Genomic DNA, 13,158 nt, shown 5'->3' on the forward strand with positions numbered 1-13,158 from the left:
GCCTTCTTCATTTCGTCGTCGCCGGCCGGAGCAAATCCGCCGGCGGGACCGGTTACTGCAAGGGCTTGCCGGTACGGTCGTGCATGAACAGCAGCGCGACAAAGCTCACCACGGCAGCGGCGATCACGTAGTACGCGGGCGCCAGCTTGCTGCCGGTCGATGCGATCAGCCAGGTCACGATCAGCGGGGCAAAGCCGCCGAAGATGGTCACGGCGAAGTTGTAGGCGAGCGACAGGCCGGTCGAGCGGACCTCGGTCGGGAACTGCTCTGCCAGCACCGCCGGCGCCGGGCCGGTGAAGGCCGCCAGCAGGATGCCGAGGATCACCTGGACCATCAGCAGGGTCTGGGTGGTCGGCGAGACGTTGAGCCAGTGGAACAGCGGATAGGCCAGCACGCCGATGACCAGTGCCACGGTACCCAGCATGCGCTTGCGGCCCAGGCGGTCGGACAGCATGCCCATCAGCGGGCACAGCACCAGGATGATGGCGCCGCACAGGGCGGTCGACTGGAAGGTCGCGCCCAGCGGAAGGCCGAGCTGCTGCTTGGCGTAGGACGGCATGTAGAACACCAGCACATAGGTGCACACCGTCCACAGGATGGTCACGCCCAGGCCGGCCAGCACTTCGCGCGGATGGTCGCGCAGCACCTGCGTCAGCGGGGAGAACTTGATGTTGCTGGCCTTGCGCTCCGCGCGGCGCGCCTCGAAGGCGGGCGGCTCTTCCAGGTGCGAGCGGATATACATGCCGACCGGGCCGATCAGCAGGCCGAACAGGAACGGGATGCGCCAGCCCCAGGCATCGATCTGCTCCGGCTCCAGGCCATTGATCACCAGCGCGCCCATGGCCGCGCCCAGCATGAAGGAAATGCCCTGGCTGGCCTGCTGCCAGCTGGCGTAGACGCCGCGCTCCTCGTCGGGCGCGTGCTCGATCAGGAAGGCGGTGGCGCCGCCAACCTCGCCGCCGGCCGAGAAGCCCTGGATCAGGCGGGCCAGCACGATCAGCGCGGGCGCCCACAGGCCGATCGACGAATAGGTGGGCGCCAGGCCGATGATGGCCGTACCGAACGCCATCATCAGGATGGTCAGGGTCAGTGCCGCCTTGCGGCCCACGCGGTCGGCATAGACGCCTAGCACGATGGCGCCGACCGGGCGCATGAAGAAGCCCACGCCGAAGGTGGCGACGGTCAGCAAGAAGGAAGTGAGGTCATTGCCGGTGGGGAAGAACAACTTGGCAATGATCAGCGCGAAAAAGCTGTAGACGGTGAAGTCGAACCATTCGAGGCCATTGCCGATGGTGGCGGCAAGAATCGCCTTTCGTCGCTGGGATCTGGATATTTCGTGAACTTGAGGTGTTGCGGCGGTGGCTTGCATGATCCGTTTGATGCAATGAGAAATCGGCGGAGGGCTTGGCCCGGGACGGCGCGTGTGCCCTGAAAGGCAGAATAGTAAGCGATTCTTTAATTAACCAGCGCGCCGGTGCTCTTTGTGTCCAGCCTGTGCCGCGCCCCTGCGGGTGGCGGCGGATGCACCGCCTTGTTCCGGGAAGCGGTCAGATCAGGCTGCCGGACGCTTCCTGTACCGCCTTGGCCAGCGCCTCGGCCACGGCCCGCACGCGCGGCGAGCGTCGCACGTCAGGGTGTACCGCCAGCCAGATATCACGCCGCAGGGCCGCATCCGGCGGCATCATGCCGAACAGGGCAGGGTCGTCGCGCGCCAGGAAATGCGGCAGTACGGCCAGGCCCAGCCCTGCGCGGCAGCCTTGGTGCAGGGTGGCGAGATCGTTGGCGTGCATCACGAAGGGCCGCTCGCCGGCCAGGCGCTCCAGCCAGCGCTGCTGCGGTACCTCGCGCAAGGATTCGCCGTAGCCGAGGAAGACCCAGGCATCCTGGGGCAGCCCGACCCAGCCGTGGCCGCCATAAAGGCCGTAGCCCATTTCGCCCAGCTTGCGCGCCGCCAGCCCCGGCTGCTGGGGCCGCGACAGCCGCACGGCCAGGTCAGCCTCGCCGCGATGGAGATCGGCGGCGCGCGCTTCGCCCGTCAGGTCGAGCACGATCCCTTGCCACTGCGGGCGCAGCGCGGCCAGGCGGGGGACCAGGAAATGGCTCCCGAAAACGGGGGGTACCGATAGCCTGACAGTGCCCTCCAGCGTGCTGGCGCCCAGCGCGGCCCGGCCAAAGGCAAGCGCCTCTTCCTCCATCCGGCTCGCGTGGGCGAGCAAGGCCTCGCCTTCGGCGGTCAGCGGCCAGCTGCGCGGCAGCCGGTCGAACAACCGCACGCCCAGCCTGGTTTCAAGGCCCTGCACGCGTCGCGCTACCGTGGAGTGTTCCACGTGAAGCACTCTGGCCGCGCCGGACAGGCTGCGCTGGCGGGCCAGTGCGAGGAAGTACCGCACGTCGTCCCAGTCCAGGGGAAGGCCACCTTGTTCTGTCGAAATTTGCACAATAAACGCGAACGATTTGGGAGTTCCGATCTATTTTGCACCGGGCTATCGTGATGCGAGTCGACTTTTCGACGCTACCTGCACGTTCAACGATTCGATACGCCATCTCGCGGAGTCCGCCATGACTGCCATCCCTTCACTTCAAGTGCGCCTGCATGCCCCCGGTGGGCGCGAAGCATTGCGCCTGGAAACCGTACCCGTCCCTGCGCCCGGCCCGGGCGAAATCCGGCTGATCCACACCGCCATCGGGGTGAACTTCGTCGATGTCTACCATCGCACCGGCCTCTATCCCTTGCCGGCTCTCCCTGCCACGCTGGGCGTGGAGGGCGCGGGCATCGTGGAGTCGGTGGGGCCTGGCGTCAGCGGCCTGTCGGAAGGGCAGCGAGTGGCCTATGCCGGCCCTCCGGCGGGCGCCTATGCCCGCGTGCGCAACTTGCCGGCCGAGCGCGCCGTGGCGCTGCCCGAGAGCGTGCCGGACGAGGCCGCCGCGGGCGCCCTGCTGCGCGGTATGACGGCGCACATGCTCTATGGCCGGGTGCGCCCGCTGCGCGCTGGCGACAGCGTGCTGGTGCACGCGGCGGCGGGTGGTCTGGGCCTGGTGCTGGTGCAGTGGGCGCGTGCGCTGGGCGCGCGCGTGATCGGCACCGTTGGCAGCGAGGCCAAGGCGGCGCTGGCGCTGGCGCACGGCCTGGAGCGCGCGGTGCGTTATCGTGAGGCGGATTTCGTTGCTGCCGCGCGCGAATTCGGTGGCGGCGACGGGGTGGACTTCGCCATCGATGGCATCGGCGCCGACACACTGGCGCGCACCCTGGCAGCGGTAAGGCCATATGGCATGGTGGCCAGCATCGGTCAGGTGGGCGGCGACAGCGGGCCGCTCGACCTGGCAGCGCTGGGGCCGGCCAGGTCGATTGCGCTGTCCCGGCCGGGCGTGTTCCGCTTCATGGCCGATCTCGCGCGCTACCGCGAAGGCGCCCAGGCCACGCTCGCAAGGCTGGAGGCCGGCCTGAAAGTGGAGATCGGCGCGCGCCTGCCACTGGCCGAGGCCGCCGAGGCGCATCGCCGGCTCGAAGCCGGCGAGACTTCCGGCTCCCTGTTGCTGCTGCCATGAACGGCGCCGCATTGCCATCGCCAAGCCCGGCCGGGATTGGACAACCTTTGGAGCGTTCCATGCTGTACCTGATCTTGTTGCGCTACCGCGCGCCCCTGGAAGAACTCGACCGGCACCTGGCGGCACACCGCGACTTCCTTCACCGCCACTATGCTGCCGGCCATTTCCTGCTCTCGGGCCGGCAGGAGCCGCGCGTGGGCGGCGCCATCCTGGCACGCGGGACAAGCCGCGAGGAGGTGGCGGGCTGGCTGGCCGAAGACCCCTTCCATCGGGAAGGCCTGGCCGACTACGAGACGATTGCCTGGGCGCCCGGGCTGCGCGCGGGCGACGTGCCGGCGGCATGGGCGCCGGACGCGGCAGTGGTGGAACGGGCCGTGGAGAACTAAGGTACCGAAGCGCGGACCGCGTCAAAGGCCAGCGTCGCGTGGCGGCGGGAAGGGGGCGCTAGCCGACGTGCCGCCGCGGTGGCCTGCCGGCTTTGGCTGGCCTGTCCACATTGGGTTGCTGTTGCGCGGCGTCTGGTTCCGGACGGTTTCGCGTGAGCCAGAGCCACAGCGCACTGGCTATCCAGCCAGCCACGAAAACCGTATCGCCGCAATGGTTGAGCAGCACGGCCGCGCCTGGTGCATTGAACAGGTCGGCCAGCCAGGGGGCGGGCAGGCGGGCTGCGATCCAGAGGAGCACAGCCGGTCCACTTGCATACACGCCTGGCTGCCACCAGTTTGCATGGGGCAGCCAGGGCCTGTGGGCTGTGCGCTTGACCACGGTGTTCTCCAGCCTGACGCGCTTCGTGGCGCGTCGTATCCATTTGTTGCGGGGTTTGGCCCCGGCTCGCGCGGATAACGACTCGCATCGCGCAGCGGGACAGCACCTCGTGTTGGAATCATAAGCCGATTGCCAACAGTGTGTCTGAATCTTTAAAGCGTTGTGTGGGCCACCCCACACCCGGCGGCGGCAGGGTTGCGGTGCAATGCGGCGGGCGGGTGCGGTGCAGCGAATTCGCTTCAAGTTTTTTGATGGAGGTATCCGCAAACGCCTACCGCCAGCGGCGGCAAGTTTTGTCACACTCAATACCGTTATCCAAAGGAATTGAGAGCCGACATCATGCTCCCCGCCATCTACATCTCACACGGTTCCCCCATGCTCGCGCTCGAGCCGGGCCGCAGCGGCGCCGCGTTCGACGCCCTCGGCGAAGTGCTGCGCCAGCGCAAGCCGCGCGCGGTGCTGATCGTCTCGGCGCACTGGATCTACAGCACGCTGGTGGTCGGCACCCGGCAGCGGCAGGAGGCCTGGCACGATTTCGGCGGCTTCCCGCGCGCGCTCTATGAACTGCGCTACGACGCACCTGGCTCCCCGGCGCTGGCCGACCGCGTCAAGGCGCTGGTGGAGGCCGCGCACGTTCCCGGCGCGGCGGTGGTGCTGCAGGACGACGAGCGGCCGCTGGACCATGGCGCGTGGATGCCGATGCGGCACTTCTTCCCGGACGCCGACGTCCCCGTGGTGCAACTGGCATTGAATCCGTATCTCCCGCCGGCGGCCCAGATCGGGATCGGGCGTGCGCTTGCGCCCCTGCGCGACGAAGGTGTGCTGGTGCTGGGCTCGGGCAGCTTTACCCACAACCTGCAGGAAGTCTTCGGCATCGGGGGCCGGCGCGAGCAGCACGGCTCGCCCGTCGAGCCCTATGTGGAGTCTTTCCGCGGCTGGATGATCGAGGCACTGGACGAGGCGCTCGCCAGCGGCGACACCACGCGCATTGCCGACTATCGCGCGCAGGCGCCGTACGCCCGCCGCGCGCATCCCACCGACGAGCACTTGCTGCCGTTCTTCGTAGCGCTGGGCGCGGCGCTGGGGCCGCATGACGGCTTGCCGGCGCAGAAGACGCTGCCGGCGGGTGTAGCACGGGTGGCCGACGATGTGACCTACGGCGTGCTGGCGATGGATACCTTCATGTTCGAGGGCGTGGGCACGGAACAGAGCGCTTTGACCAGCGCGACGGCCTGAGCCCGCAGGGCGCTGCTACCCTTTGCGGGCGGACAGGTAAGGGCGCGCCAGCCGGGCGCCCGCCAGGGCGATCCAGCCCATGGTGAGGGCGACCACGCCCAGCCCATATTGCAGGCTGCTCGCGTGGGCCACGCCGCCGATCATCACCGGCCCCAGCAGCAAGCCGATATACGCAAAGCGTGCCACGCGCGCGATCGCCTCGGCCGGCGCCACGCCCGGCAGCCGCGACGCGGCCACGAAGAAGATCGGCACCATGTTGGCCGCGCCCAGGCCCATCAGCGCAAAGCCGGTCAGGGTCGCCACCGGCACGGGCCACAGCAGCGCCAGCATGATGCCCACGAACGCCACCCAGGCACTGCCTGCGAGCGTGCGCGCGTCCGACCAGCGCGCGCGCAGGCGGTCGCCGCCAAAGCGGCCGCAAGCCATGCCGCCGGAAAAGGCGGCATAGCCGGCGCTGGTCCAGGCGTCGGGCGCCTGTGCCACTTCACGCATAAAGACGCTGGACCAGTCGTACATCGCCCCTTCGCCAACCAGCCCCAGGAAGGCCATCAGGCCCAGCAGCCAGAGCGCGCGCACCGCATGCGCGCGGTGGTGCGCGGAGGGCGACGGTACCGGATGGTCGTCCAGCAGCCACGGTGCCACGCCGGCGGTAACCGCCGCCGTCAGCGCCGCCATGCCGATGACGTGCGCCAGCGGCGGCACGCCCAGGCTCAGCAGTACGCCGCCAACGGCCGCGCCTGCCATACCGCCCAGGCTGAACATGCCGTGCAGCGCCGACATGACGGGCCGCGCGCGGCTGGCCTCCACCGTGGCGGCCTGCGCGTTCATGCCCACGTCGAAGGCCGCGTTGGCCATGCCGAAGGCAATCAGCGCCGGGATCAGCAAGGCAAATTGCGGCATGGCGAGAATGGCGGCGGTGGCGATCGCATAGACCAGGCCGCTGCGCCGGCAGGCGCTGGCGCTGCCCACGCGCGCCACCCACCGCCCCACCGGCCCCATCGCAGCGATGGCGCCCGCGGCCACCGCCAGCATGGCCAGGGACAGCACGGCATCCGACAGTCCGAAGCGGGCCTTGATGGTGGGGATGTGCACGCCCCAGGTGGCGAAGGTGGCGCCGTTGACGAAAAACAGCGCCATGGTGGCGCGCGCGGCGTGCTCCACGCGGCGCGCGCCGACCGGGGCAATGGCCGGAGCGGCGGAGGGGGGCGAAGGCGGCCGGGTCAGATTGCTGGAAGTGGAATCGGGCATGGATGCGGCGGGCATCTCCGGCCACGCGCGGTGGCGCCGAGGTGCCCTGGCGGGCGCTGCAGGGTAGTCGAGCCCCGCATCGTCGCATATCGGTGCGTCGGGCGCACGACCGTACCGTCCAGGCCCCTTTGCCCGCCGCTGCGTCCCTAGGCCGCCGCTGGGTGGCTGGATGTACGCAGCAGGCCGCGCCGGTGTAGCGCGAACCCGAAGGCAGCCAGCGCCATCAGCGCCAGCGCCACCATCACCCACAGCATCAGCCAGTAGCCGCCCGCGGCGCTCCACAGCAATGCGCCCAGCCAGGGGGCGGCGGCCTGCATCAGCAGCACCGGCGTCATCATCAGCCCGTTGAGCGTGGCGTAATGGTGGCGCGAGATCAGTTCCGGCATGGCCATGGCGCGCAGCATGGTGTTGACGCCGTTGGCGCAGCCGTAGAGCACGGCGGCCAGCATCAGCCACTTGCCGTAGCCGAGGGCAAAGCACAGCAGCCCCACGCTCATTACCACGTACACCGGCAGCGACAGCCGCAGCGGGTGGCGCACCGGGAAGCGCATCATCACCAGGCGGCCGACTACCTGGGCTGGTCCGATCAGTGCCGCCACCACCAGTTGTTCGCCCAGCGGCAGGCCCTTTTCGGTCAGCATCGGGATCAGGTGGGCGCCAAGCAGCGAAGCGATCACCGACAGCGCGGTGAAGGCCAGCACCACGGCCCAGAACACCGGCTGGCGCAAGGCCATGCGCGCAATACCGGGCTGCGCCGAGTTCTCCAGCGGAGCCGGCGCCGGGGCGGCGGCATAGGAGGCATGCGCCACGTAGCGCAGGCGCGCATGCAAGGGCGCGCAGACCAGCAGGTTGAGCCCGGCGAAGCACAGCAGCGTCTCGCGCCAGCCCAGGTGCAGCACCAGCCATTGCGCCAGCGGCACGAAGATGGTGCTGGCAAAGCCGGCCATCAGCGTCACGGTGACGATGGACTTCTGGTAGCCGTCGCCAAAGGCCTGGCGCAGCACCACGAAGGCGGGCTCGTACAGGGTGGTCGCCATGGCCAGCCCGAGCGGTATCCACATCAGCAGGAAGGCCGCCTGGTTCGGGCTCCACGCCCACAGCAGCAAACCGCAGCCCGCCAGCACCGATCCCGCGCACATCACGATGCGCGCCTGCACGCGGTCAAGCAGCCGGCCCACGGCAAACGAGCACATGGCCCAGACCAGCAGGCCCAGCGAATAGCCGCCGGCGAGGAAGGGTTTGGAGTAGCCCAGTGTCGCGCTCATCGGGGCGATAAAGACGGTGAAGGCGAAAAAAAGCGTGCCCCAGGAAATGGTCTCGGTGATGCCGAGGGTCCAGACCAGCTGACGTGGCGAGATAGGGGGCCTGCCGGGAGAAGCTTCGTGTCTTGTCATTGCGCGCCTGGACGCGGTCGTTGCCGCCGCGCCGGGGACCGCCGTGGAGGGGGACGGATGGCGCGAGTGGCGGCGAGGGCCAAGCGGGAATTGTAGCGGGCATCCGGGCGGAATGCCCACGTTGCGTCACATGTTTGCGGGCGGTCCTTTCAGCTCCACGACATTGCCATCGGGATCCTGCACGTAGATCGACGGGCCTTTGCCCTCGGCGCCGAAACGCATCTCCACCGGCCCCGGCTCCACCCCGTGCGCGCGCAGGTGGGTGCCAAGCGCATCCGCGTCGAAGGGATCGAGGCGCAGGCAGAAGTGGTCCAGGTTCCGGCCTTCCTTGCCGGGGCCGGCGCCGCCCGCGCGGCCGAGCGGGCCCTCCAGCGCGACCAGGTCGATCAGGCCGCCGCCGGCGCGCAACTGGATCAGGCCGAAGTCCGGCTGCACGCGTTCCAGGCTGCAGCCAAGCACGTCCACGTAGAAGCGCATCAGCGCCGTCACATTGCCGGTGCGCAGGACCAGGTGATCGATGCCGAGGATGTGGAACATGGCGTTTGACCTCGCTCAGATATCCGGAATCAGCCGCTTGCCCAGGCTGACGGCGTCATCCTGCGCGTACCCGAGGCTGCGGTAGAAGTCGATGACCCTGCTGTTGCCCGTGCGTACCAGCAGGTTGATCTTGGGGCAGCCGCGCTCGATCAGCAATTGCTCCGCATGCGCCATCAGGCGGCGGCCATGATCGCGGCGCTGGTAGTCGGGATGCACGGCAAGGTAGTAGACCCAGCCGCGATGGCCGTCGAAGCCGACCATGGCCGATGCCACCGGCTGGCCATCCACTTCCCCGACCAGGAACAGCTCCGGCTGTTCAGTCAGCTTGCGGGCGATGTCTTTCTTCGGGTCGTTCCACGGCCGGGTCAGGCCGCAGGTTTGCCACAGGTCGATGATGGCGGCTTCGTCGGCAGCCAGGTAAGGGCGGATCTGCATGCGGATTGATGCGCCGCGGCACACGGCTGCATTGTTAAGTCCTTGACAGTGTAGCCGCGAAACCTGTGCCAGAATCGTTGCTCATCACCATCAAAACAAGCAGGATCACCCTGCACGGAGACCCCACAATGAGCGAAACGACTGCGCACGCCCGTGCCACCTTCAGCCACATGGAGCAAGGCACGCGCGAGGACTGGGCCGCGATATCCGCGGAGTTCATGCCGTTCGCGCAGGCGCTGGCCGACCGCGTGCTCGATCACCTCAAGCTGCTCGACGGCGATTACGGCGGCTTCCCCATCGACCGCCTGACCCACTGCCTGCAGACCGCCACGCTGGCCCACCGCGACGGGCGCGACGAAGAGTACGTGGTGTGCGCGCTGTTGCACGATATCGGCGATACGCTTGGCACGTTCAACCATCCCGACATCGCCGCCGCCATCCTCAAGCCTTTCGTCAGCCCGGAAAACCTCTGGATGGTCGAGAAGCACGGCGTGTTCCAGGGCTACTACTTCTTTCACCACCTCGGTCTCGACCGCAACCTGCGCGAGCAATTCCGCAGCCAGCCCGAACTGTTCGAACGCACCGCCGAGTTCTGCGCCAAGTACGACGGCGCGGCTTTCATGCGGGACTACGACACGCTGCCGCTGTCCTTCTTCGAGCCGATGGTGCGGCGGGTGTTCGCGCGTCCGCGCAACTCGATGTACGTGAAGGAAAACGAAAGCACGCTGGCGCGGCCGGCCTGAGCCTGCTTGCCTGAAATTGGATTTCTGTCTTGACGGAAATTTCCGAACGGATAAACTGTCAGGCATGGAACTTCAACCGGTCGCACAACGATTCGTCCTGCACTGGGGCGAAATGGGCTCGAAGTGGGGCGTCAATCGCACCGTCGCGCAGATTCACGCCCTGCTATTCCTTGCCGAGCATCCGCTGCCGGCCGAGGAAATCGCCGACACGCTGAACGTCGCGCGCTCCAACGTCAGCAACAGCCTGAAAGAGCTGCAGAACTGGAAGCTGATCCGCACCGTGCACATGATGGGCGACCGGCGCGATCACTTCGAGACCGTCACCGACGTGTGGGACCTGTTCCGCACCGTGGTGCGCGAGCGCAAGCAGCGCGAGTTCGATCCCACCATCGATGCCTTGCACGAATGCGTGAACAATCCCGCCTTCGCCAGGGAGAGCAAGGAAGTGCAGAAGCGCATCATCGCCACGCTGCAGCTGATGGAAACGCTGGGCAGCTGGGGCGACGAGATGCTGCGGCTCTCGCCCGACACACTGGTCAAGGTAATGAAACTGGGCGCGCGCATCCAGAAGCTGGTGCGTGGCGACCAGCGCGCCCGCGAAGCTGGCAAATAGCACAGGCATGAAGAGCCGGCCGCCATGGCGGCCGTTTTTTTGACTTGATATTTCTCTTTTAACAGAAATTATTGTAATTAAGGATGCTTGAGATGGACCCGGCCAGCGACACGCTCCATACCGTCATCCTCAACCTGCTGATCGTGCAGGGATTGATGGGCGCCTTCGACACCGTCTGGCACCACGAGCTGCGCTGCGCACTGCCGCAGCAGCACAACGCCGCGCCGGAGCTGCGCCTGCATGCGATCCGGGCGGTGCTGTACGGCGTGCTGTTCGCCGGCCTGGCGTGGTTTGCGTGGGGTGGCGCATGGCTGGTTCCCCTGTGGGCCATCATCGCCATCGAGATCCTGCTGACGCTGCGCGACTTCGTGGTGGAGGACCAGACCCGCAGCCTGCCGCCGAGCGAGCGGGTGACGCATACCGTGCTGGCCATCAACGGTGGCGTGATCTTCGGCCTGCTGGCGTGGCATTCGCAAGCGTGGTGGCACTTACCGACCGGCCTGCATCTCAATCCGCAAGGCTGGCAAAGCTGGGGGCTGAGCGTGTTTGCGCTGGGCGTGGCGGCGTCCGGGGTGCGCGATGCACTGGCGAGCCGCGCACTTGCCGACCGTGCCGGCACGGTGCCGGCGTTCGATTTTGCCGGGGCCGATACGGCGCGGCGCGCGCAATCCTTCCTGCTGACCGGCGGCACCGGTTTCATTGGCCAGGCGCTGGTGCGGGCACTGCTGGCGGACGGGCACCGCGTCACGATCTGGGCGCGCAACCCGCGCGTGGCATCGCAGCTGTTCGATGGCCGCGCGGCGTGCGTCGGTGCCCTCGCGGAACTCGATCCTGCCACGCGCTTCGATGTCGTGGTGAACCTCGCCGGCGCACCTATCCTGGGCTCGCGCTGGAGTGCCGCGCGCAAGCGCAGCCTGGTGGAGAGCCGCGTGGGCACCACGCGCGCGCTGACTGCCTGGCTAGCGTCGGCCACGCACCGGCCGCGTCTGCTGATCAACGGTTCGGCGGTGGGCTACTACGGCATCCAGGCCGACGACGATTTGCGCGATCGTACCGAAGCCAGCGCGCCGCAGGATATCTTCGCCTCGCAACTGTGCCGGGAATGGGAGCTGGCGGCGCGCGCCGTGGCCGGGCTCGGCATTCCGCTGGCCATCCTGCGCCTGGGTGTGGTCTACGGCCACCAGGGCGCGCTGCCGGCCATGATGATGCCGGTGCGGCTGGGCTTCGGCGGCCCGATGGGCAGCGGCCGCCAGGCGCAGAGCTGGGTCCACATCGACGACGTGCTTGGCGTGATCGCGTGGCTGTGCCGTGGAGCGGCGCCGGTAAGCGAAGGCGCCGTCGCCACCTACAACCTGGTAGCGCCCGAGACTCCCACGCAGGCCGGCCTGGTCCGCCGCGCCGCCGCTGTGCTGCGCCGCCCGGCCTGGATGCCGACGCCGGCCTGGCCCATGCGTCTTGCGCTGGGGGAGCAGGCCACGCTGCTGCTCGACGGGCTGCGCGCGGCGCCGGCGCGACTGCAGCAGGAAGGCTATGCCTTCCGCTTCCCGACCCTGCAACTGGCGCTGGAGGACCTGCTCGGCAACGGGCGGGCACGTGGATGAACACGCTCGCCGCGCATGCCACGGACGGTGGCCCGCAAAGCCTGTACGGGACCATGCTGGGGACCGCCCTTGCCAGCCTGCCGCCGGTGCTGCGGCGCGTGCATCGTGCCGAGGGCGTGCACTTGCGCGGCACGCTGAGCGTGCGCTGGAGTGCGCGGGGCTGGCTGCGGGCGCTGATGCGGCTGTCGGCGCTGCCCCGGCCCGCGGCGGCGGCGGCTTGCCTTGTGACCATCTCGCCAGAGCCCGCCGGCGAGCGCTGGCACCGCCGCATCGGCGGGCACATCGTGGCGAGCCGCATGCGGCACGCGCGGGCCGGGCAAGTGACCGAACGCCTGGGGCCGCTGGCCATCGTGCTGGCAACGCGTGTCGATGGCGCCGGGCGCCTGCGGCAGGCCAGCCGCGGCGTCAGCCTGTTCGGCCTGACCGTGCCGTGGCTGCACGTGCTGGCCAGCGAACGCGCACTGGATGCGGACCGCTATCGCTGCGACGTGCGCATATGGGCGCCACGCCTGGGCTACCTGCTGCGCTACGACGGCGTGCTCGCCATCCGCGAACCTGAACCTGATACTCACCCGGAGAATGTGGAATGAAGTCCGATCCGACCATCGGGCGCAATGCGTCCGTCAGCCTGCCCCGCATACCAGCGTGGATGCCCGCGGTATTGCGGCTGGCCGCGTTCTATAACCTGCTCTATGCGATTGCGCTGAGCCTGTGGCCGTCGCAGATCTTCGACTGGCTGGGCATGCCCGTCACGCCTGACGCCATGATCCGCTGCATCGGCATGATGGTGGGCGTCTACGCGCTGGGCTACTGGATCGCGGCGCAGGACATGCTGCGCTACTGGCCGCTGGTGGTGGTGGGCCTGGTGGGCAAGACGCTGGGGCCGCTGGGCTTCCTGCACGGAGCGCTGACTGGCGTCTTCGAATGGCGCAGCGGCTTGTTCGTGCTGTGCAGCGATCTGGCCTGGTGGGTGCCGTTCTGGGGGATGACGCTGTTCGCGTTGAAGTATCGGGACCGCTGATATTGCAGCGTCAGCAATG

The 13,158-nt window shown here is 68.4% G+C and carries 15 protein-coding genes; 8 read left to right on the forward strand and 7 right to left on the reverse strand.

The genetic code is table 11. The annotated features are described in order from the left end of the window. Positions 1–52 precede the first annotated feature (52 nt). Both AC1DS6_RS09680 and AC1DS6_RS09685 read right to left on the reverse strand, forming a co-directional pair. Positions 53–1,369 (reverse strand): MFS transporter, encoded by a 1,317-nt coding sequence (locus tag AC1DS6_RS09680; RefSeq protein ID WP_441632945.1) that lies wholly within the window; start codon positions 1,367–1,369, stop codon positions 53–55. Positions 1,370–1,547: 178 nt separating this feature from the next. Continuing rightward, positions 1,548–2,405 carry a LysR family transcriptional regulator gene (locus tag AC1DS6_RS09685; RefSeq protein ID WP_441632990.1) on the reverse strand — a complete coding sequence of 286 codons (858 nt, stop codon included), beginning with the start codon at positions 2,403–2,405 and terminating at the stop codon, positions 1,548–1,550. A 154-nt stretch (positions 2,406–2,559) separates the two neighbouring features. On the opposite strand from AC1DS6_RS09685, the gene AC1DS6_RS09690 reads away from it, so the two are divergent. Together AC1DS6_RS09690 and AC1DS6_RS09695 are read left to right on the forward strand one after the other, a co-directional pair. Beyond that, positions 2,560–3,546, forward strand: a complete 987-nt coding sequence (locus AC1DS6_RS09690; RefSeq protein ID WP_441632947.1) for a quinone oxidoreductase family protein — start codon at positions 2,560–2,562, stop codon at positions 3,544–3,546. 59 nt (positions 3,547–3,605) lie between these two features. Further along, on the forward strand, positions 3,606–3,932 hold the full coding sequence (locus AC1DS6_RS09695) for a YciI family protein (RefSeq protein WP_428179148.1): 327 nt from the start codon (positions 3,606–3,608) through the stop codon (positions 3,930–3,932). 58 nt (positions 3,933–3,990) lie between these two features. Here AC1DS6_RS09695 and AC1DS6_RS09700 read toward each other — a convergent pair whose 3' ends face one another. Then, complete coding sequence (locus AC1DS6_RS09700; protein WP_441632949.1) at positions 3,991–4,230, reverse strand: hypothetical protein; 240 nt, start codon at positions 4,228–4,230, stop codon at positions 3,991–3,993. 420 nt (positions 4,231–4,650) lie between these two features. On the opposite strand from AC1DS6_RS09700, the gene AC1DS6_RS09705 reads away from it, so the two are divergent. Continuing rightward, positions 4,651–5,547: a DODA-type extradiol aromatic ring-opening family dioxygenase gene (locus tag AC1DS6_RS09705; RefSeq protein WP_441632951.1), complete on the forward strand. Its 897-nt coding sequence runs from the start codon at positions 4,651–4,653 to the stop codon at positions 5,545–5,547. A gap of 15 nt (positions 5,548–5,562) precedes the next feature. On the opposite strand, the gene AC1DS6_RS09710 is transcribed toward AC1DS6_RS09705, so the two are convergent. The 4 genes from AC1DS6_RS09710 to AC1DS6_RS09725 all read right to left on the reverse strand — a co-directional run bounded on the left by AC1DS6_RS09710 (position 5,563) and on the right by AC1DS6_RS09725 (position 9,161). Further along, positions 5,563–6,795: an MFS transporter gene (locus tag AC1DS6_RS09710; protein WP_441632953.1), complete on the reverse strand. Its 1,233-nt coding sequence runs from the start codon at positions 6,793–6,795 to the stop codon at positions 5,563–5,565. Positions 6,796–6,941: 146 nt separating this feature from the next. Further along, entirely contained in the window at positions 6,942–8,189 is a 1,248-nt protein-coding gene (locus AC1DS6_RS09715; RefSeq protein ID WP_441632955.1) for an MFS transporter, read from the reverse strand. Between the two features lie 126 nt (positions 8,190–8,315). After that, a complete protein-coding gene (locus AC1DS6_RS09720) occupies positions 8,316–8,726 on the reverse strand; it encodes a VOC family protein (RefSeq protein ID WP_441632957.1) in 411 nt (136 codons plus the stop codon). Positions 8,727–8,741: 15 nt separating this feature from the next. Next, positions 8,742–9,161, reverse strand: a complete 420-nt coding sequence (locus tag AC1DS6_RS09725; protein ID WP_441632959.1) for a GNAT family acetyltransferase — start codon at positions 9,159–9,161, stop codon at positions 8,742–8,744. Positions 9,162–9,289: 128 nt separating this feature from the next. On the opposite strand from AC1DS6_RS09725, the gene AC1DS6_RS09730 reads away from it, so the two are divergent. The 5 genes from AC1DS6_RS09730 to AC1DS6_RS09750 all read left to right on the forward strand — a co-directional run bounded on the left by AC1DS6_RS09730 (position 9,290) and on the right by AC1DS6_RS09750 (position 13,139). Continuing rightward, positions 9,290–9,904, forward strand: a complete 615-nt coding sequence (locus tag AC1DS6_RS09730) for an HD domain-containing protein (protein ID WP_441632961.1) — start codon at positions 9,290–9,292, stop codon at positions 9,902–9,904. A gap of 64 nt (positions 9,905–9,968) precedes the next feature. Next, positions 9,969–10,517, forward strand: coding sequence for a GbsR/MarR family transcriptional regulator (locus tag AC1DS6_RS09735; RefSeq protein WP_035862436.1), 549 nt, complete (start codon positions 9,969–9,971; stop codon positions 10,515–10,517). A 92-nt stretch (positions 10,518–10,609) separates the two neighbouring features. Further along, complete coding sequence (locus tag AC1DS6_RS09740) at positions 10,610–12,118, forward strand: TIGR01777 family oxidoreductase (RefSeq protein WP_477102473.1); 1,509 nt, start codon at positions 10,610–10,612, stop codon at positions 12,116–12,118. After that, positions 12,115–12,708, forward strand: a complete 594-nt coding sequence (locus AC1DS6_RS09745; RefSeq protein WP_441632966.1) for a DUF4166 domain-containing protein — start codon at positions 12,115–12,117, stop codon at positions 12,706–12,708. Before AC1DS6_RS09740 ends, AC1DS6_RS09745 begins: the two co-directional genes overlap by 4 nt. Then, a complete protein-coding gene (locus AC1DS6_RS09750; protein WP_441632968.1) occupies positions 12,705–13,139 on the forward strand; it encodes a hypothetical protein in 435 nt (144 codons plus the stop codon). The genes AC1DS6_RS09745 and AC1DS6_RS09750 overlap by 4 nt, the downstream gene beginning before the upstream one ends. Positions 13,140–13,158: the final 19 nt, after the last annotated feature.

This window comes from Cupriavidus sp. 05L310 (genome assembly GCF_056398185.1).